This window comes from Methanobrevibacter sp., assembly GCF_017409525.1.
Taxonomy (GTDB): Archaea; Methanobacteriota; Methanobacteria; order Methanobacteriales; family Methanobacteriaceae; genus Methanocatella.
In genome coordinates this window covers 62,226-80,278 of the sequence record NZ_JAFQSO010000004.1, presented here as the reverse complement: position 1 = coordinate 80,278, position 18,053 = coordinate 62,226, and the positions used below count along the sequence as shown (strand labels likewise).

The 18,053-nt window shown below is 34.6% G+C and carries 21 protein-coding genes; 14 read left to right on the top strand and 7 right to left on the bottom strand.

The features are described from left to right. Positions 1-10: 10 nt before the first annotated feature. From IJE64_RS02015 to argS, 5 genes are all read left to right on the top strand, one after another. A complete protein-coding gene (locus tag IJE64_RS02015; protein WP_292781285.1) occupies positions 11-1,213 on the top strand; it encodes an aminoacetone oxidase family FAD-binding enzyme in 1,203 nt (400 codons plus the stop codon). Positions 1,214-1,287: 74 nt separating this feature from the next. Continuing rightward, on the top strand, positions 1,288-1,917 hold the full coding sequence (locus tag IJE64_RS02010; RefSeq protein ID WP_292781282.1) for a cobalt-precorrin-8 methylmutase: 630 nt from the start codon (positions 1,288-1,290) through the stop codon (positions 1,915-1,917). Between the two features lie 9 nt (positions 1,918-1,926). Then, positions 1,927-3,201 (top strand): glutamate-1-semialdehyde 2,1-aminomutase, encoded by a 1,275-nt coding sequence (hemL, locus tag IJE64_RS02005; protein WP_292781279.1) that lies wholly within the window; start codon positions 1,927-1,929, stop codon positions 3,199-3,201. Positions 3,202-3,205: 4 nt separating this feature from the next. Continuing rightward, the gene (locus IJE64_RS02000) at positions 3,206-3,631 is read left to right on the top strand and encodes a signal peptidase I (protein WP_292781276.1); all 426 of its coding nucleotides are present in this window, start codon (positions 3,206-3,208) and stop codon (positions 3,629-3,631) included. An 18-nt stretch (positions 3,632-3,649) separates the two neighbouring features. Then, positions 3,650-5,350, top strand: a complete 1,701-nt coding sequence (argS, locus tag IJE64_RS01995; protein ID WP_292781273.1) for an arginine--tRNA ligase — start codon at positions 3,650-3,652, stop codon at positions 5,348-5,350. Between the two features lie 42 nt (positions 5,351-5,392). Here argS and IJE64_RS01990 read toward each other — a convergent pair whose 3' ends face one another. Genes IJE64_RS01990 through IJE64_RS01980 form a run of 3 tightly spaced genes read right to left on the bottom strand, consistent with a single transcriptional unit; the run spans position 5,393 to position 7,699 of the window. After that, positions 5,393-5,926 carry a nitroreductase gene (locus tag IJE64_RS01990; RefSeq protein WP_292781271.1) on the bottom strand — a complete coding sequence of 178 codons (534 nt, stop codon included), beginning with the start codon at positions 5,924-5,926 and terminating at the stop codon, positions 5,393-5,395. Beyond that, the gene (locus IJE64_RS01985) at positions 5,923-6,339 is read right to left on the bottom strand and encodes a MarR family winged helix-turn-helix transcriptional regulator (RefSeq protein ID WP_292781268.1); all 417 of its coding nucleotides are present in this window, start codon (positions 6,337-6,339) and stop codon (positions 5,923-5,925) included. The genes IJE64_RS01990 and IJE64_RS01985 overlap by 4 nt, the downstream gene beginning before the upstream one ends. Further along, on the bottom strand, positions 6,329-7,699 hold the full coding sequence (locus IJE64_RS01980; RefSeq protein ID WP_292781266.1) for an MATE family efflux transporter: 1,371 nt from the start codon (positions 7,697-7,699) through the stop codon (positions 6,329-6,331). The genes IJE64_RS01985 and IJE64_RS01980 overlap by 11 nt, the downstream gene beginning before the upstream one ends. Before the next feature lie 114 nt (positions 7,700-7,813). Between IJE64_RS01980 and purD the strand changes: the two genes are divergently transcribed. Continuing rightward, positions 7,814-9,124 carry a phosphoribosylamine--glycine ligase gene (gene purD, locus IJE64_RS01975; RefSeq protein WP_292781263.1) on the top strand — a complete coding sequence of 437 codons (1,311 nt, stop codon included), beginning with the start codon at positions 7,814-7,816 and terminating at the stop codon, positions 9,122-9,124. Between the two features lie 135 nt (positions 9,125-9,259). Continuing rightward, positions 9,260-10,165 (top strand): ornithine carbamoyltransferase, encoded by a 906-nt coding sequence (argF, locus tag IJE64_RS01970; protein WP_292781260.1) that lies wholly within the window; start codon positions 9,260-9,262, stop codon positions 10,163-10,165. Here the strand turns inward: argF and IJE64_RS01965 are convergent. Continuing rightward, the gene (locus IJE64_RS01965; RefSeq protein ID WP_292781257.1) at positions 10,157-10,423 is read right to left on the bottom strand and encodes a zinc ribbon domain-containing protein; all 267 of its coding nucleotides are present in this window, start codon (positions 10,421-10,423) and stop codon (positions 10,157-10,159) included. The genes argF and IJE64_RS01965 overlap by 9 nt on opposite strands. After that, positions 10,401-10,745: a DUF2085 domain-containing protein gene (locus tag IJE64_RS01960; protein WP_292781254.1), complete on the bottom strand. Its 345-nt coding sequence runs from the start codon at positions 10,743-10,745 to the stop codon at positions 10,401-10,403. The genes IJE64_RS01965 and IJE64_RS01960 overlap by 23 nt, the downstream gene beginning before the upstream one ends. A gap of 100 nt (positions 10,746-10,845) precedes the next feature. On the opposite strand from IJE64_RS01960, the gene IJE64_RS01955 reads away from it, so the two are divergent. The 5 genes from IJE64_RS01955 to IJE64_RS01935 all read left to right on the top strand — a co-directional run bounded on the left by IJE64_RS01955 (position 10,846) and on the right by IJE64_RS01935 (position 15,728). Continuing rightward, positions 10,846-12,540 (top strand): acetolactate synthase large subunit, encoded by a 1,695-nt coding sequence (locus tag IJE64_RS01955; RefSeq protein WP_292781251.1) that lies wholly within the window; start codon positions 10,846-10,848, stop codon positions 12,538-12,540. Continuing rightward, positions 12,540-13,031 carry an acetolactate synthase small subunit gene (gene ilvN / locus IJE64_RS01950; RefSeq protein ID WP_292781249.1) on the top strand — a complete coding sequence of 164 codons (492 nt, stop codon included), beginning with the start codon at positions 12,540-12,542 and terminating at the stop codon, positions 13,029-13,031. Before IJE64_RS01955 ends, ilvN begins: the two co-directional genes overlap by 1 nt. Next, the gene (locus tag IJE64_RS01945; protein ID WP_292781246.1) at positions 13,028-13,555 is read left to right on the top strand and encodes a carbonic anhydrase; all 528 of its coding nucleotides are present in this window, start codon (positions 13,028-13,030) and stop codon (positions 13,553-13,555) included. The genes ilvN and IJE64_RS01945 overlap by 4 nt, the downstream gene beginning before the upstream one ends. A gap of 117 nt (positions 13,556-13,672) precedes the next feature. Beyond that, positions 13,673-14,665: a ketol-acid reductoisomerase gene (gene ilvC / locus IJE64_RS01940; protein WP_292781243.1), complete on the top strand. Its 993-nt coding sequence runs from the start codon at positions 13,673-13,675 to the stop codon at positions 14,663-14,665. A 58-nt stretch (positions 14,666-14,723) separates the two neighbouring features. Then, entirely contained in the window at positions 14,724-15,728 is a 1,005-nt protein-coding gene (locus IJE64_RS01935; RefSeq protein WP_292781241.1) for a methanogenesis marker 12 protein, read from the top strand. Between the two features lie 4 nt (positions 15,729-15,732). On the opposite strand, the gene IJE64_RS01930 is transcribed toward IJE64_RS01935, so the two are convergent. Then, positions 15,733-15,939 carry an LSM domain-containing protein gene (locus IJE64_RS01930; RefSeq protein ID WP_292781238.1) on the bottom strand — a complete coding sequence of 69 codons (207 nt, stop codon included), beginning with the start codon at positions 15,937-15,939 and terminating at the stop codon, positions 15,733-15,735. A gap of 75 nt (positions 15,940-16,014) precedes the next feature. Between IJE64_RS01930 and IJE64_RS01925 the strand changes: the two genes are divergently transcribed. After that, on the top strand, positions 16,015-16,161 hold the full coding sequence (locus tag IJE64_RS01925; RefSeq protein WP_292781236.1) for a hypothetical protein: 147 nt from the start codon (positions 16,015-16,017) through the stop codon (positions 16,159-16,161). Here IJE64_RS01925 and surE read toward each other — a convergent pair. Further along, positions 16,153-16,929 (bottom strand): 5'/3'-nucleotidase SurE, encoded by a 777-nt coding sequence (gene surE, locus IJE64_RS01920; RefSeq protein WP_292781234.1) that lies wholly within the window; start codon positions 16,927-16,929, stop codon positions 16,153-16,155. The two genes, IJE64_RS01925 and surE, sit on opposite strands and share 9 nt — an antisense overlap. Positions 16,930-17,058: 129 nt before the next feature. Between surE and IJE64_RS01915 the strand changes: the two genes are divergently transcribed. Then, complete coding sequence (locus tag IJE64_RS01915) at positions 17,059-17,961, top strand: restriction endonuclease (RefSeq protein WP_292781230.1); 903 nt, start codon at positions 17,059-17,061, stop codon at positions 17,959-17,961. Positions 17,962-18,053 lie beyond the last annotated feature (92 nt).

Below are 18,053 nucleotides of genomic sequence, written 5' to 3'. Positions count from 1 at the left end.
TTTAGATAATATGGAAGAATATGATATAGCTGTTGTCGGCGGGGGGCCGGCAGGGATTATAGCTGCGATTGCGGCCAGTCGAAATTCCTCAAATGTAATATTGCTTGAAAAAAACTCTAAATTAGGTCTTAAGTTATTGATGACCGGTGGTGGGAGATGCAATATCACCAATCTAAAGCCGATAAAGAAGCTATTAAACTCATATTCTCAAAAAAACTTTTTAAAACACTCTTTTTATACGTTTACTAATGAAGATTTGCTTTCTCTTTTTCAAGATAAAGGTTTATACTTTATTGAAGAGGATAATAATAGGGTTTTTCCTGAAACAGAAAAATCTAGCGATATATTGGATATTTTAACTGGCTATTTGGATAATGTTGTTATAAGTTATAACTTTGAAGTGAAATCCATCAGAGAAGGATTTATTATCAATGATGAAATTAAAGCTGATAAGGTGATAATAGCTACAGGCGGAGTTACTTATCCACAGACTGGATGTAATATTAAAAACTATGCATTGACAAAACAGCCGCTAACGGACATTAAATATGGGCTTGTTCCATTATTGACAAGAAAGGATTTATCAAGCATTGCTGGAATTACATTGTACGATGTTGTTATAAGTTATAATAATGTTAAAATTCAAGATAATGTTTTGTTTTCTCATGTCGGCCTGACAGGTCCCGGAATCATTAACTTGAGCAATGAAATTTCTGAAAGTATAGATTATAGCTTGTTGGAAAGCGCTCCTGATGTCGGTTTTGATATTTCCATTGATTTATGCCCTGAATTAAGCAGGGAGCAATTAAATGAAAAGTTTAGCAAGGATTTTCAATCTAAAGGAAAGACCATGCTGAAGAATTATTTAAAGTTATTTTTAACAAGCAAGTTCATAGGATTCTTTTTAAGCGAAATTGATTTGGATGGTGGGATTCAACTTTCAAGAATCAATAAGAAAAGTAAAAACAGGTTGATTGAAAACTTGAAAAGGTTTGTTTTTGAAATCAGTGGTTTTAATAGTGATTTATCAAAGGTAACCATTGGCGGTGTTGATTTATCTTATATTAATTCAAAAACAATGGAATCCACTATAACTCCAAATTTGTATTTTGCAGGTGAAACCTTAAATCTGCATGGACCTACAGGTGGTTATAATCTAAAGATAGCATTTTCCACTGGATATTTGGCTGGCATGTCAGCTAGTGAAAAATAATTTTGACAAATTTTTTCCTATTTTCATATGATAGAACAAAATATTTAACTTATATATTTACTAATAGTTATAATATGACAGACAAAATGTTCATGGGTGCATCAACTAAACAAGGTTTGGATATTGCAAATAAAAGTAGGGAAATTATCCGTGACCTTATTGGGGATGATGTCAAAGATTTAAAACCTATAGAAAAAGACATCGTTGAGAGGATTGTCCACTCAACTGCTGATCCTGAATATGCAAAACTAGTAAAGATGAGTTCTGATTTTGTAGATGCAGCTATGACTTCCCTAAAAAATAATGAAACCATTTTAACTGACATTAATATGGTTAAGTATGGTATTACAAGGTATGAAGGGGAAGTTGAGTGTTATATCAGAAATGAAGAAGTCATAAAAATTGCTAAAGAGCATCAAATCACAAGAGCGGCCGCTGCAATGCGTTATGCTGCGATGAACGATTTTGAAGGAATAGTAGTTTCTGGTAATGCTCCAACCGCTGTTTTTGAAGCAATGGATTTATATCAAAATGGTGAAATGAATCTTAAAGCTATTGTGGGAGTTCCTGTTGGTTTTGTTGGAGCAGCTGATTCCAAAGAAGCTTTACATAATTCAGATATTCCAAATATTATTGTGGAAGGTCCTAAAGGAGGAACACCTATTGCCGTGGCTTGTGTAAATTCATTAATCCAACATTTATAGTGTGATAATATGTATTCTGAAGAATTATTCAATGAATCTAAAAATTATTTTCCTGGTGGAGTAAACTCTCCGGTACGTGCTTTCAAACCTTATCCATTTTTTGTTAAAAGTGCTGGAGGTTCAAAAATCACTGATGTGGATGGAAAAACTTATATTGACCATTGTTTAGCTTATGGTCCATTAATATTAGGACATGCGGATCCTAAAGTTGTAAGGGAAGTTTCTAATCAATTGACTATGGGGTCTGCTTATGGTGCCCCTACTGAAAATGAAATAAAACTTGCAAAGGAAGTTGTTGATAGGATTCCGTCTGCTGAAATGGTAAGATTCTGTAACAGTGGGACTGAAGCTACAATGAGTGCTATCAGGCTTGCAAGAGGTTTCACAGGCAGAGATAAAATTGTTAAGTTTGAAGGAGCTTATCATGGGGCTCATGATTATGTATTGGTTAAGGGAGGATCCGGTGCTGCAACATTGCCTGACAGTCCAGGTATTCCCGAAGACACTACAAAAAACACTTTGTCCGTTCCATTCAATGACGAAGAAGCTCTTACAGAATTAATTGAAAAAGAAGGTGAAGACATTGCCTGTATCATCATGGAAGTTGTAATGGGCAATGTTGGTTGTATTGAACCAAAACCAGGATTTTTAGAATTCATAAGAAAAATTACAGAAGAGAATAATATCATTTTAATATTTGATGAAGTTATCACTGGTTTTAGAGCATCAAGAGGTGGAGCTCAACAGTATTATGGAGTCACTCCGGATTTGACCACTTTAGGTAAGATTGTAGGTGGAGGGCTTCCGATGGGTGCTTTTTGTGGAAAAAGAGAAATAATGGAATTAATAGCTCCTAACGGTCCAGTTTATCAGGCAGGTACCTTTTCAGGAAATCCAATTTCAGTACAGGCAGGTATTTCTACTTTAACACAGCTTGATGATGCGTTTTATAAGGAATTAGAGAGAAAAGGAAACTATCTAAGAGGCAATATTCAGTCTATTATAGATGATGAAGAGTATAATATTCAACCAGTGGGACTGGCTTCAATGTTTCAAATTTATTTCAATCCTGCACCAGTTTATAATTATGCTGATGCACAGGAATCTGATAGAAGGCAATTCTTAAGGTACTTTAAGGCTTTATTGAAAGAAGGCGTGTTTATTCCTCCATCCCAATTTGAGTGTAATTTTATTTCAAATGCGCACACTATGGAGGACATGCAAAAAACTTCAGATGCTATTGAATTGGCTCTTCAGGTAGCATTCAAGAAGAGAAGAAGGTAATATAATGGAAATTAATTACAAAGAAATTGCAACATATATAATTATTCTTGTAATTGTATTAATCGCTGCTCAACACTTAAATGTAGTTGTTTCCGGCAGTATGGAACCTGCATTTTATAGAGGAGACATAGTTCTTGTTGAAAAAGCAGATTTCTTAGGTATTCATGAATTTGACCCTGCTGATGTTCAAGTGGGGGATGTTGTTGTTTATGATGCAAAATGGTATGACCAACCGGTTATTCATAGGGTTATAAATATTGTTGATATTAATGGGACTACGATGTATGAGATAAAAGGGGATAATAATGATTCTCCAGACCCATATTATGTTACAGCCGATCAAATTAAGCAGAAGGTTGTAACAATTGGTGATAATTTGGTAGTTATTCCAAAAATCGGTTATCTGTCCCTTTGGTTAAGAGGTTTATGATTATTTAAAGGTGAGTTAATGTATTTTGAAATTGAAAGACAGGCTATTGAAGCTATAAATAAGGCTTTGGATCAATATGATGAGGAGATTGACAGGAATTTTAAATTAGAGTTCCCTCCAAATCCTGATTTGGGAGACCTTGCAAGTACCATTGCATTCGCTCTTACAAAAAAATTAAGGACTTCCCCTCCGGAAGTTGCAAAAGAGTTAGTTGAAAAGATTGAAGTTCCGGAAATTTTTACTAAAGTTCAAAACTTTGGACCTTATGTTAATTTCTTCATTGACTATTCCAAGTTTTCAAAATTGCTTTTGGAGAAAGTCGATGAAAACTATGGCCAACTTCCGGAATATGGTGAAAAAATTGTATTGGAACACACTTCAGCTAATCCTAACGGTCCGCTTCATATTGGACACATCAGAAATTCTATTTTTGGGGATTCCCTTGCTAGACTTTTAAAATTAGGTGGAAGGGATGTGGAAACCCAATATTATGTAAATGATATGGGCAGACAAATAGCTATTATTGTATGTGGTATAACAGAATGTGGATTGAATATTGAGGATTATGAAGGAGAGAAAATTGACCACAAGATTGGAAAGTTATACTTTGATGCAAATAAGGCCGTTGAAGAGGATGATGTTCTTAAAGCCAAAGTCGATGAATTAATCCAAAAATATGAGCAGGGTGATGATGAAGAGTTAAATAAAATCTTTGAAGATGTTGTTTCAAAATGTATTTCTGGAATGAAAGAGTCTCTTTTAAGGATGAACATAGTCCATGATGACTTTGTTTGGGAAGGCCAATTTGTAAGAAATGGTGAAGTCGATGACCTTGTAACTTATATTCAAAGGGAAGGTTTTACAAGGGAAAATGATGTTTTATACATTGATTTAACAGACTTTAATATTGAAAAAGAGTTTGTTTTAAGAAGATCAAACGGCACTTCACTTTATTCCACCCGTGATTTGGCTTATCATAAATACAAAGCTACTTTAGGTGATACAGTACTTGATATTTTAGGTTCAGACCATAAGTTGGCTGCAAAACAGATCAAAGTTATTTTTGAAGAAATATTTAGACAAGATGCTCCTGAAGTAATATTTTATGAATTCATTACTCTTCCTGAAGGTTCAATGTCAACAAGAAGAGGAAAATTCGTTTCTGTCGATGAATTAATTGATGAAGCGGTTTTAAGAGCACACGATGAAATTAAATCCAGAAATCCGGATTTATCTGAAGAAGAAATTGCACCAATCGCTGAAGAGATAGGTGTCGGGGCAATAAGGTTCTTCATCGCTAAATTATCCCCCGAAAAGCATTTAACATTCAAATGGGATGAAGCATTAAGCTTTGAGAGAGGTTGTGCATCCATTCAATACGCTCATGCAAGAGCATGTAAACTGCTTGCAAAATCAGGCAAGGACATTGGCTCTTTAGAAGTATCTGATGATTGGGTTCCAAATGATGCAGAGCAGGATTTGATTAGACAAATCGCTAAATTCCCTCAAGTTGTTGAAGATTGTGCAAATAAAAAGAGAGTTCACAATATTACACAATACTCACAGGATTTGGCTGGTTCATTTAACAAATTTTACAAATCAGAGCAAGTCATTGGATCAGAATATGAGGATACCAGATTGGTTTTAGTCGACAGGGCTAAAACAACTATCAAAAACGCTTTGGATATTTTGGGTGTTTCCGCACCTGAAAAAATGTAGATGAGCTGTTGACTCATCTTCAATTTCTTTTTTTTTAAAAATTTAATCCACAAAGTGGATATAATCTTCTTTTCTAGGTAAAGGTTCTGGTGCTTCCATATCCGGATATCCAAGAACTACATGGCCTATTCCTTCATATCTTTCTGGAATTCCCCATTCTTTTAATAGTTCTTTTCCTTTAGGAGACGCAAATTCGTCACGGGCTCTATGAATCCAACAGCTTCCAACACCAACTGCATGAGCTGCATTGACAAGTACCGTTAGCACGCTTGCCCCATCTTCAACCCAGGTTGGCATTTCGCTATCTGCTAAAACGATTAATAAGGTTTTAGCGCCGTAAAAAGGGTCCAAATCATCCGGAACTTCCACTGGGAAAAAACTTCTGTTCCAAGCGGATAACTCTTTAATTGTTTCTTCATCTTGAATTACAACAATTTTCGGAGACTGTGCACCTCTTCCTGTTGGTGCGTAAGTACCTGTCTCTAGAATTATTTTTAAGTCTTCATCTGAGATTTGTTCATCTTTAAATTTGCGTATGCTTCTTCTTGTCTTTAAGTCATTGATTGTTTGGTTCATATTAACTCCTCACTAATTTTTTTAAGAGTGATTAGAAAATTATTGTATTCATTTTCGCCGATAATTTCTTTTATATGTTTGTCCCATATTTCATCATAATCCATTACTTTTTTTGCGGTTTTAGCTCCTTTAGGAGTAACTTCAATTCTTTTTGTTCTTTTATATTTTTCTCTTTTAATAAATCCCTTGTCTTCTAGTTTTTTAAGGTTTCTTGTAATTGTGCTTTCGTTTAGGTGAAAATTTTGGGCTAGCTGCTCTTGAATGATTCCCTCATTTTTGTATATGTTTATTAATAACGGAAAGAGGCCAAAACTCAAGTCATCCTCTTTAACGTTATCGTTAATGTATTTTGCATGCTCCCTATACATTATTGAAATTAAAGGCGCTGTTGGAATGTCATCTTTAAATTCCATGTTCTTTGCTCCTGATTAGTTTGTTGATGTAAAGTTCAATGCATGCATAGCATATCAGAGAACCGATTCCACCGCCTAAAAGCATTCCGCAATAGATTCCAAACTCGCCCATATTGAATGTAAATCCTAGGAGGTATGCAAATATCAGTACAAGTATGAATTCCCTAAAACTTGTCAGTACAAAGGATATTGTTCCTTTTCCAACGCCTTGGAATACATTACCTGCACTGGCTCCAAATGGCACATATAGGATAAATAGACACATCAACTGTAAGAAACTAGCTATCAGTGGCGCTAATTGTGCGCTGCTTTCTGAATATGAGAAGATAAATGCGATTTGATTAGCAAATACATTTAAAATTATACACACTATTATTGATGCAATTAAAGCCACTTTAACGGCATATCTTGCTGTGACTCGTAGGTTTTCATATTTTTTTGCTCCATATGCCACTCCCGCAACGGATATTGCCGCTGTTCCAACTCCTATCGCCGGAAGCATTCCAATGTTTACTATTCTCCAACCCGCTGTATAAACCGCTACCGCTACAGGTCCTGAAACAAGTGTTAGCATGTAGTTTACAAAGATTGTTAAGACAGATAGCACCAATTGCTCTAAGCTTGCAGGGATACCGACAACTAAAATGTCTTTATACATTTTTAAATCGTTGTGGAAGTCTTTTAAATTATATGACAGGTATGTGTCCTTTTTGACGTAAATCCAGTAGAACATTAAAAGCAAGCTTATGAATGGGCCCAATGCTGTTGCCAATGCTGCTCCCTTGATTCCCATTCCTAGAGTGTAAATGAATATCGGATCTAAAATCATGTTTATTATTGCCGCTATAGCTATTGGCAATGTTGCTCTTTTTACATCTCCTTCTGCTCTGAATGCTCCCCCTAAGATTGGTGGCATTAAAATTGCAAATGTCAATGCAAAAATAATAAATCCATAGTCCATTGCATAGTTTATGACACTGCTTGCACCCATCATGTTAAGCAATGGTTCCATAAAAATGAGAAATATTATCGAAATGATTATTGAAACTATAAAACTTAAAATTAAGTTGTGTATTGCTGCATTGTTTGCTGAATGCTTATCCTCAGCTCCTATATATCTTGATATTAATGAATTTCCACCGGCTCCCAGTCCGTTTCCGAATCCTACTAATATCATAAATAGTGGTGTGATATATCCAAGTGCTGCTAAAGGTTCTGCACCTAGTCCTGCTACCCATATACTGTCAATAATGTTATTTGCAAATATCAAAAACATGCTGCCTATAATTGGAAGTGATAACTTATTAATGGCTTTTTTTGGGTCTCCTGTAATCATTTCTATATTTGAATTTTTCTCCATAATTTACCTCTCTTGCATATGCAACTATACTCTTGTATATGCAAGTATTAGTATTTAAAGATAATGTTAAATATTTTTAAGAATATAGTTTTAATTAATAAAGGAGACTCAATCATGAAAGTTTTAGTTGTTGGTACTGGTGCTCGTGAACATGCTATTGCTGATGCACTTAAGGATGATGTAGAATTATATTGTTATATGAGTAAAATAAACCCTGGAATGTCTAAAATTGCCGAATTTAAACAAGGAGATGAAGGGGAAGTTGAAAAAGTTGCCGAATATGCAGTTGAAAAGGACATTGACATTGCATTCATTGGTCCTGAAGCTCCACTTGGAAAAGGAATTGTAGATGAGCTTCAAAAAAATGGAATTAAATGTGTAGGACCAACCCAAAGTGCAGCAAGGATTGAAACAGATAAATCATTTATGAGAAAATTATTTGAAGATTATGAAATTGAAGGATCTTTAATTTATAAGGTGTTTGATAACTCTGAAGATGTTTCTGCATTCCTGGATGAATTTGACCGTGATGTTGTAGTAAAACCTGTTGGTTTAACAGGTGGTAAGGGAGTAAAGATTGTAGGAGACCATCTTAAGGATAATGAAGAGGCAAAAGAATACTCATGTGAAGTAATTGATAATGAAATGGGTGGATTTGCACAAGTAATTATTGAAGAGAGATTGATTGGTGAGGAATTTACTATTCAAGCATTTTGCGATGGTGAAAATTTAGCACCGATGCCTGCAGCACAGGACCACCCTCATGCATTTGAAGGGGATGTTGGAGCCATTACAGGAGGAATGGGATCATACTCTGATGTTGGTGGATTACTGCCATTTTTAAGTCAGGATGATTATGATAAGGCAGTTGAAATAATGAAAGAAACATTAAAAGCAATTGCTAAGGAAGCTGAACCATACAAAGGTATTTTATATGGTCAATTCATGTTAACAGCTGATGGTCCTAAATTAATTGAGTATAATGCAAGATTTGGAGATCCTGAGGCAATGAATGTTTTGCCGCTTCTTAAAACTCCATTGGCTGACGTTTGCCAAGCTATTGTAGATGGCAATCTGGATTCAGCAGAATTTGAAGATAAAGCTAGCGTATGTAAATACATTGTACCTGATGGATATCCTGAAACTGAATATGCTGGAGAGTTAATTGAAGTGGATGAGGAAGCTATTGAAGAGATGGGCGCAAAGGTATTCTATGCAGCGGTATCTAAGGAAGACGATGGAATTCACTTATCCGGTTCAAGGGCATTAGGTATCGTAGCTAGAGGAGAATCAATTGAAGAAGCTGAAAAAATAGCTGAAAAAGCTTGTGAATTTGTTAAAGGTAATGTTTATCACAGAAGAGATGTTGGTACAACAGAACTTGTTAACAAGCGTGTTGAACACATGAAAGAAATTTTAAACTAAATTTCTTTTATTCTTTTTTTTATTCAGTAATCAAAATCAAAAAATACACTTCTGAAGTGTTGATGAGTTATAGAAACCTTTAATATATATCTTTTACAAATATTCTTTTTTATAATATTTAAAGGGGAATTTTAGATGGATAGTTTATTATCTATTTGTGATATTAAAGAGGATGTAAAACATATTCTTGATTTGGCTAGTAAAATTAAAGCAGGGGAGATGGAAGACAGGCCTCTTGAAGGTAAAACATTAGCAATGATTTTCCAAAAGTCTTCCACAAGAACTAGAGTTTCTTTTGATGTTGGAATGTATCAGTTAGGCGGAAGAGCAATCTTCTTGTCATCTAATGACTTGCAGATGGGAAGAGGGGAACCAATTTCAGATACTGCCAAGGTCTTAAGCCGTTTCGTTGATGGAATAATGATTCGTGCTATTGAACATGAGGATGTTATTGAACTAGCCAAATATTCCGACGTGCCAGTCATAAGCGGGTTAACCAATTTAGAACACCCTTGTCAAGCATTGGCTGACATGTTAACAATCAAAGAACATTTGGGTGATTTGGAAGGTAAAAAAATCTGCTTTGTTGGTGATGGAAATAATGTGTGTAATTCCCTTTTATTAATTGCTCCGCTTTTAGGAATGGACATGTCTGTTGCTTGTCCTAAAGGTTATGAGCCTAATGAAGATATCCTAAAAACTGCTTTGGAGTTTGCCAGTGAAAATAACACAGAAATTACTGTTAGTGATGATATTGGCGTTGCCCTCGAAAATGTTGATGTGGTATACACCGACGTTTGGGTAAGCATGGGAGATGAAGCTGAAGCAAAACAAAGAGAACTTGACTTATCTCCTTTCCAAGTTAACAGTGATTTGATGGGTTTGGCAAATGATGGAGCTATTTTCATGCACTGCTTGCCTGCAATTAGGGGCCAAGAAGTGACTGGGGATATTATTGACGGGCCACAATCTGTAGTTTATGATGAGGCCGAAAACAGAATGCATGCCCAAAAGGCTGTCTTGTATTATTACCTAATGTAATCCAACTATTGCAAATATTATAAAAATTGCAAATAGGCAAATACAGCAGGCTATCCATTCACCACTGCCATTCTTTTTAGGTGTAGTTGTTGTTTTAGTTTGCGTATTCTGATAATTATTGTTTGCATGTTGATTGATTGGCGGTGTTTCAATATATTCCGCTTTTTTAACTGTTTCTTCTTTTTTTAATAAGGCTCCACAGTTTTTACAGAATTTAGCTTCATCCGGATTTTCTTCACCACATTTGTAACAAAACATTAAGACTCCACCTTATTGTTATTTTTAGAAATATTATTAAACCGATTCCACCTACAAATCCTGTAATAAACCTTAATGGATTTGTGCTTTCTCTTGGACCGAAGTATTGTGTTAAACCGTCGATAGCTACAGGTATCATAAGAATAATGGATATAATTAGTGTGTTTAAATCATAGTTGTGTCCATAAATATGGTTCCAGATTAAATAAACGGTTAAACCAGTATAGAATCCTGTACATCTGGCGCATACTGGAAATTGATGGCCTTTGATAAAGAAACTTCTTTCTGGAATTCGATGGCATAGGTATTTTGTAAGATTCATATTATCAGCACAACTTACTATCATGTAAATATTTTTAAGATAATTATATATATTTTTTTATTCAAAAGTTATTGTATAATATATAAAAAAGGTTTTTAAAATGAGAGGTGGAGAAGCGATAATAGAATCCCTCAAAAATATGGGGGTAAAGACAATATTTGGTTATCCTGGCGGACAAACCATACCCTTCTATGACATGTTATATGATGCAGACATGAATCATATATTAGTTAGACACGAACAATGCGCAGCTCATGCAGCTGACGGATATGCAAGAGCTTCTGGTCGTGTGGGGGTGTGCTTGGCAACTTCAGGTCCTGGAGCAACCAATTTAGTCACTGGTATAGCGACTGCATATATGGACTCTTCTCCAATTGTAGCTATTACTGGACAAGTTCCTACTCATTTAATTGGAAATGACGCATTCCAAGAAGCGGACATTATTGGAATTACAATGCCTATTACAAAACATAGTTTCCAACCTAAAAATCCGGATTTAATACCTTCAATGGTTAAATCTTCTTTTGAGATAGCTTCCAGTGGAAGGCCAGGTCCAGTATTAATTGATGTTCCAAAAGAGGTTCAGGAAGGAGAGCTTACAGAATTCGATGATTCTTTAATTAGCACTCCTGGTTATAACCCAAATGTTAAGGGAAATATTAGACAGATTAAAAAAGCTCGTGATTTAATTAAAGAAGCTAAAAGGCCTGTAATATTGGCAGGAGCAGGTGTTATTATATCTAACGCTTGCTGCGAATTGAAAAAGCTTTCAGAAACTATTGATGCTCCTGTTATGACTTCACTTCTAGGTAAGGGTGCTATTGATGAGACTAGTGATTTAGCATTAGGAATGCTTGGCATGCATGGTAGAAAGGTTTCTAATGACTACATTAATGAATCTGATTTATTAATAGCTGTCGGCATAAGGTTTTCAGATAGAACAACTGGTAGGATAGATAGTTTTGTTCCGGATACAAAAGTTATTCATATTGATATAGACCCGGCGGAAATTGGTAAAAATGTAGATGTGGATCTGCCAATTGTTGGAGATGCCAAAAATGTTTTATCTTCTTTAAATAAAACTTTGAAAGGTCATGAAATTTCTGATGACGTGAAGTCATGGGCTGACATGATTAAGCAGAAAAAGCAAGAGTTAATGCCTCGTGTCACTTATGATGATGTTCCATTAAAACCACAAACAGTTATTAAGGAGATTTCAGAAGTCTTGACTCCCGAATCAATATTAACAACTGATGTAGGTCAAAATCAAATGTGGGCAGCACATTTCTATGATACTCAAAAACCACGCAAATTTATATCTTCAGGGGGACTTGGAACTATGGGATTCGGATTCCCATCTGCTATCGGCGCTAAAGTTGCCTGTCCTGATGACCCTGTTGTATCTATTAATGGTGATGGTGGATTTTTAATGGTTTGTCAAGAACTTGCGACCATTTATGATTATGACATACCTATTATTGCAGTAGTTTTAGAGAATAGAACTTTGGGAATGGTATATCAATGGCAAACATTATTATATGGTGGAAGGCACTCCGAAACTGAATTTAAAGATAGTCCTGATTTTGTTAAATTAGCTGAAAGTTTTGGAATTAATGCAGCTAGAATTACTAAACCTGGTGAAACTAAGGAGGCCTTAGCTTCAGCAATTAAGGACAATGAATCAATTTTATTAAATGTTGTGATTGATTCCGAAGAAACTCTACCTATGCTTCCGCCAGGAGCCGGAATTAATGGGATGATTGGTGAATATAAGTTGGAAAGGGATGTGATTTAATGGATTTGGATTACCATATTATTTCTACATTAGTCGAAGATAAGCCAGGGGTTTTACAGAAAGTTGCTGGATTATTCAATAGGAGAGGTTTCAACATCGATAGTATTACTGTAGGACAATCAGAAGTAGATGGCCTATCTCGTATGGTTATTTCAGTACATGCCGATCAGAAAGGTTTGGAGCAAGTAACAAAGCAACTAAATAAATTAGTTGACGTAGTCAAGATTAAAGATATCACTAAAAATTCTGTTAAAAGGGAATTATGTCTTGTTAAAGTCAATATTCCTAATGCAGAAGCAAGAGCTGAAATAATGCAATATTCTAATATTTTCAGGGCAAAAATTGTTGATGTAACAGAAGAAACATTATTAATTGAGATTACTGGAGATAAAAAGAAGGTTAATGCATTTATATCTTTATTAAAAGGTTATGGAATTAAAAAGATCTCACGCACTGGACTAACAGCCATGGCAAGGGGGAGTATAAAATGACTATATTAGAAAATGTTTTAGAAGACAATAAGAAATTTGTAGAAAACTTTGAAGGCGAAGAAATGTCTCACCATGCAGCTAAAAAATTAGCTATTTTGACTTGTATGGACTGTAGATTGATTGATTTCTTTGAACCTGCATTAGGCCTTGAAAGAGGAGATGCAAAAATCGTCAGAAATGCAGGAAACTCAATTGTTGGTGAAGATGCAATCAGGTCAATTGGTGCAGCTTTATACAATTTAGGTTGTGAAGAAGTTTTAGTTGTAGGACACACAGAATGTGGTATGGCTGGTGCAGATGCTGAAGCTTTAAAAGAAAAAATGATTGCAAGAGGCATTGCAGAAGAAGACATTGCTAAATATGATTTGGCAGAGTGGATTGGCGGGTTCGAAGATGAAGAAGAAAATGTCAAAAATGTTGTGGATAAAATCAAAAACCACCCATTAATTCCAGACGTACCGGTTCATGGTCTTATAATTGATATTGTAACTGGTGAGTTGAAAGTTTTAGTTGATGGTTACTAATCATCAATTATTTTTTTATTTTTTTTAGTCAATTTTATTAATATTAAAAATTATATTTATTAAGTAAGATATTTTATTTGTATCTTAACTTTTATTAAATTAAAGGGATGATTTTAAATGAAAATGTATTACGATGCAGATGTAAATACAGATGCTCTTGAAGGAAAAACCATTGCGGTAATTGGTTATGGTTCTCAAGGTAGAGCACAATCTAGAAACATGGCTGACAGTGGAGCTAATGTTATTGTTGGTGTAAGAGAAAACGGCAGCTCTTGGAACTTGGTTCAAGAAGATGGAATGACTGTAAAAACCATTGAAGATGCTGCAAAGGAAGCCGACATTATTCACATTTTACTTCCTGATGAGATTCAAGAAAGAGTATACAACGAACAAATTGCACCTTATGTTGAATCCGGAAATACTATCTCTTTCTCTCATGGTTATAACATTCACTTTGAATTAATTAAACCAGATGAAGATGTAAACGTTGTAATGTTTGCACCTAAAGGTCCTGGATCCATGGTAAGAAGAACCTATGAAGAAGGATTCGGTATTCCAGGTTTAGTTGCAGTAAAACAAGATGCAACAGGCGATGCAATGCAACTAGCATTAGGCATGGCAAAAGCTTGCGGACTAACAAAAGCCGGTGTTTTAGAAACTACTTTCCAAGAAGAAACTGAAACTGACTTATTCGGCGAACAAACAGTTTTATGCGGAGGTATCACTGAATTAATCAATGCTGGATTCACCACTTTAGTTGAAGCAGGATACCAACCGGAAATCGCTTACTTTGAAACCTGTCATGAAGTAAAACTCATTGTGGATTTAATCTATGAAAAAGGTTTCGCTGGAATGTGGACAGATGTAAGTAACACTGCTGAATATGGTGGTTTGACTAGAGGTAATAGAATCATTACTCAAGAAGCAAAAGACGGTATGAAAGCAGTTTTAAAAGAAATCCAAGATGGTACTTTCAAAAAACAATGGGCTGAAGAAAACGCTACTGATGGCGCTAATCTAAAAGAAATGAGAGCAGCCGAAAGTCAAAAAGACATCGAAATTGTTGGTGAAAGACTTAGAAAAGCTTGTGGATTACAAGAAGATGATTAAATCTTTTTAATCCTTTTTTTTACTTTTTTTATTAAAATTTTTTTATAGTGTGGTAATTGTGGTATTTATTGGCATGGACCATGGAACTACTGGAATCTCTTTTTGCATAATGTCTGATGAAGGTAAAGTTCTTGATGTTTTTAAGATAGGAAGGGAAGAGAGTAAACAGGGTTTGGTTTCTGCAACTGAAGAACTGGAAAAACGTGTAGATTTAGACTCTATAAAAATGATGGCTATTACCTATGCTATGGGCGATGGCATAAATAAAATCCTACCGACCGATAAGGTTGAGGATAGGGGAATTCTATCTATTAATGGTGCCGGTAAGGTCACTGGTGGCGGAACATCAGTTTTCTCACAACTGGAACAACTTGATATAGATTCTGTAATGATTCCTGGCCTTCATAAGGATTCTACATCTTTAAATGAATTATTCAGGGCAGCTTATTCTCATCAAGCAAGCCCTGAAAAAGTAAGTATTTCCTATAATGCAGTTAAGGAAACCGGATGGTCTAATTTTATTGTAGCAGATATTTCATCAAATAGCGTGGATATTCTAATAGAGGATGGAAAAATCAAAGGTGCTATGGATGCGTGTGTTGGAGCGATGGGTGTTGTTCATGGACCTTTAGATTTAGAAATGATTAGGGATATCGATGAAAATAACGCTTCAGCAAACGGATGTTTTTCACATGCGGGTGCAATAAAGATAGCTGAAATTGATGGAAAGGTAGCTAATATGAAAAATCAGCTTTTGGAAAACTATAAAAATGGTGATGAAAAAGCAAAATTAGCTATCGACACTTTAATAATGACTGTAGCCATGGAAATAGCAGGGCTTGCTGTTGTATGTGAAAATGAAATTGAAGGCATAGTTTTGACAGGTTCCATTGGATCTGCAACCGAACCATTTAATTTTGAACATGAAATTAATAAATATTTCAAAAATAAATATGATTTGAAGGTTATTTCAAAAGAATCTGGAGCTATCGGTGCAGCTCAAATAGCGATGGACGTTTACAATGGTAAAAAAGAGATTTTAGGTATAGAAGTGGATATCTAAACTTCTATTTATCTTCTTTTAGGCTAACAAATACAACATTTCCGCCTTTAATGGTTTCCAATCCGTTTTCATTTTCAAGGACTAGATTTAGATAATTATCAATAGCAACGACTTTTCCTTCGCTTCTATTATTATCCCTTAAATCAACACTAACATACTTGTTTTTAAATTGTGCAAAAAGTTTGTTCACATTATCTTTTTCAAAACTCATTTTTTCAAATCCTTGAATTTTCTATTTTAATATTGATGTTTCAACTTTAAATACTTTAATGTTCAAAATAATATTATGGCAATTAATCAATTAGAAAGTAGTTTAGAAGCTATTACTCGTACAATAGCTCAACTAAAAAAAGATGGATGTACCGATGAGAAAATTTTAAATGAGCTTTATGAAGAAAGGGATAAAATACTTAGAGATTTAAATTTATCCTAACCATTCTTTTAATAGACTCATATCACTAGTTAAATCAATTTTAAGTGGTGTTATTGTAGTTTTTTGAGATCTACGTAATTCATAACCATCACTTCCAGGCTCATCGAATTCGTATGGTTCACCGCCAATCCAGTAATATGGTTTTCCACGGGGGTCCATTCGTTTATCAATTACTGGAGTATACATTCGTTTTCCAAGTTTTACAACTTCAAATTCTTCATCAATAGGGTTCGCTGGAATATTTACATTTAATAAGTCAATTCCTTCAGGTAAACCTTTTTTCAATATTATTTTAGATAATTTTTTAAGCATCATTCCTGCAAAATCAAAGTCAATTTGCACGTGCCCGTTTTCGAATTTGATGTCGTCTCTTGTTACTTCTTGAGAAATTGCAATTGTGGGAATGCCAAAACTTGCAGCTTCAATAGCGGCTCCAAGAGTTCCTGATGTAGTTAATTCTGCTTGTCCTAAATTATAACCGGTGTTAATTCCTGAAATCATTAAATCTGGTTTTTCGTCAAGTATTTCAAATAGCCCGATTGTCACGGCATCAGTTGGGGTTCCACTCACTCCATATCCTTTACTTCCATCTCTTAGTGTACAAGGATTAACTCTTAACGGTTCGTATAATGTTAATGCATGCCCAATTCCGCTTTGTTGCAGTTCAGGGGCAACAACATATGTATCACATAATTTATCGACCGCTTTTTTTGCAGCCAATATTCCTGAGGCGGTTATTCCATCATCATTACTTATTAACGCTTTCATATATTTATTAAGGCAGCTCTTTTTTTAAATAATTTTAGGTTTATTGGATATTATAAAAAACTTTAATAATAATTTCATTTATAAAATATATTATTAATTTTTGATGAAAAAACACACATGGGTGGAAGCTTGGAAAAACCACAATTGATAAATTTTATAGCAAAGGTAATGGAGGACTCTGGTTTCAAAGTTTACAAAAATTTTAAAACCTCTCAGAAAGTCATTGATATATATGCTATATTACCGACAACAATAGGGGACTTTGGAGTTGTTGTAGCCTGTAAAAATTATGATAAGGACTTTGAAATTGGTGTTGATGTTTTAAAAGAAATGGAAGATGTTCAACAAAGCATAAAAGCATCTAAGGTAACAATTGTGTCTTCATCTTATTTTTCTAATCAGGCAAAAAATTATGCGCTTAGGAAAAACATTAAACTAGTTGACAGGGATGATTTACTTGAGCTTGCCAAACGTTATCAGGACAAGACTTCTCAAACTACTTTAGATAACACTCCTTATGATGGTGGAGCATCAGCCTATATTGAAGAAGAATATCCGGAATACGAATATGACGCTTCAGATATGGAATATTTTATGCAGAGAAGGGATGCAAATCCGAATGTTTACAAGAACACCTTATATAGGCAGATTGATGAACCTAGATCCAGTTCCGTATTATCTTTTTTAAATAGAAATAAATCTTCAAGAGGCAGTGGCTTGTCTCAGACAAATTTATACAACTATAATTCTCCAAGCCGACGCTTAGATTATGACTCATTATTGTTCAGACTAATTGAAAATCCAATTGCTCTGATTATCATGGTTGTAATTATTTCTTATCTGCTTGCATTTATATTTGGCAATTTATTAGGTGTGGATGCAGGCATTTGTGGACTAATTGAGATGATTGTCGCATTGCTATTGTCTTATGGTCTATCATTGTACACAGTTAGAAATAGTGATTTCATAGTAAAAGGAACATTTGTTTTCTTCATTTCATTAGTTATTCTGATTATATTAATTTTCGTTTAAATTAATATAATTTAAATTTTAATGTTGGTTCGGTTTCTATCCCAATAAAGTGTGTTTAGATTATAGATTCACGCCAACATCTAATTCTTTTT

Excerpts from the sequence above, each read along its gene's own strand:
- IJE64_RS01965 (WP_292781257.1), bottom strand. The coding sequence starts at position 10,423 with ATGTTTTGTTACAAATGTGGTGAAGAAAATCCGGATGAAGCTAAATTC.
- hemL (WP_292781279.1), top strand. The coding sequence starts at position 1,927 with ATGTATTCTGAAGAATTATTCAATGAATCTAAAAATTATTTTCCTGGT.
- IJE64_RS01945 (WP_292781246.1), top strand. The coding sequence starts at position 13,028 with ATGACTATATTAGAAAATGTTTTAGAAGACAATAAGAAATTTGTAGAA.
- IJE64_RS02015 (WP_292781285.1), top strand. The coding sequence starts at position 11 with ATGGAAGAATATGATATAGCTGTTGTCGGCGGGGGGCCGGCAGGGATT.
- purD (WP_292781263.1), top strand. The coding sequence starts at position 7,814 with ATGAAAGTTTTAGTTGTTGGTACTGGTGCTCGTGAACATGCTATTGCT.
- IJE64_RS02010 (WP_292781282.1), top strand. The coding sequence starts at position 1,288 with ATGACAGACAAAATGTTCATGGGTGCATCAACTAAACAAGGTTTGGAT.
- IJE64_RS01960 (WP_292781254.1), bottom strand. The coding sequence starts at position 10,745 with ATGAATCTTACAAAATACCTATGCCATCGAATTCCAGAAAGAAGTTTC.
- ilvC (WP_292781243.1), top strand. The coding sequence starts at position 13,673 with ATGAAAATGTATTACGATGCAGATGTAAATACAGATGCTCTTGAAGGA.
- ilvN (WP_292781249.1), top strand. The coding sequence starts at position 12,540 with ATGGATTTGGATTACCATATTATTTCTACATTAGTCGAAGATAAGCCA.
- IJE64_RS01985 (WP_292781268.1), bottom strand. The coding sequence starts at position 6,339 with ATGGAATTTAAAGATGACATTCCAACAGCGCCTTTAATTTCAATAATG.
- IJE64_RS01955 (WP_292781251.1), top strand. The coding sequence starts at position 10,846 with ATGAGAGGTGGAGAAGCGATAATAGAATCCCTCAAAAATATGGGGGTA.
- IJE64_RS01980 (WP_292781266.1), bottom strand. The coding sequence starts at position 7,699 with ATGGAGAAAAATTCAAATATAGAAATGATTACAGGAGACCCAAAAAAA.
- IJE64_RS01925 (WP_292781236.1), top strand. The coding sequence starts at position 16,015 with ATGGCAATTAATCAATTAGAAAGTAGTTTAGAAGCTATTACTCGTACA.
- surE (WP_292781234.1), bottom strand. The coding sequence starts at position 16,929 with ATGAAAGCGTTAATAAGTAATGATGATGGAATAACCGCCTCAGGAATA.
- IJE64_RS01930 (WP_292781238.1), bottom strand. The coding sequence starts at position 15,939 with ATGAGTTTTGAAAAAGATAATGTGAACAAACTTTTTGCACAATTTAAA.
- IJE64_RS02000 (WP_292781276.1), top strand. The coding sequence starts at position 3,206 with ATGGAAATTAATTACAAAGAAATTGCAACATATATAATTATTCTTGTA.
- IJE64_RS01990 (WP_292781271.1), bottom strand. The coding sequence starts at position 5,926 with ATGAACCAAACAATCAATGACTTAAAGACAAGAAGAAGCATACGCAAA.
- argF (WP_292781260.1), top strand. The coding sequence starts at position 9,260 with ATGGATAGTTTATTATCTATTTGTGATATTAAAGAGGATGTAAAACAT.
- argS (WP_292781273.1), top strand. The coding sequence starts at position 3,650 with ATGTATTTTGAAATTGAAAGACAGGCTATTGAAGCTATAAATAAGGCT.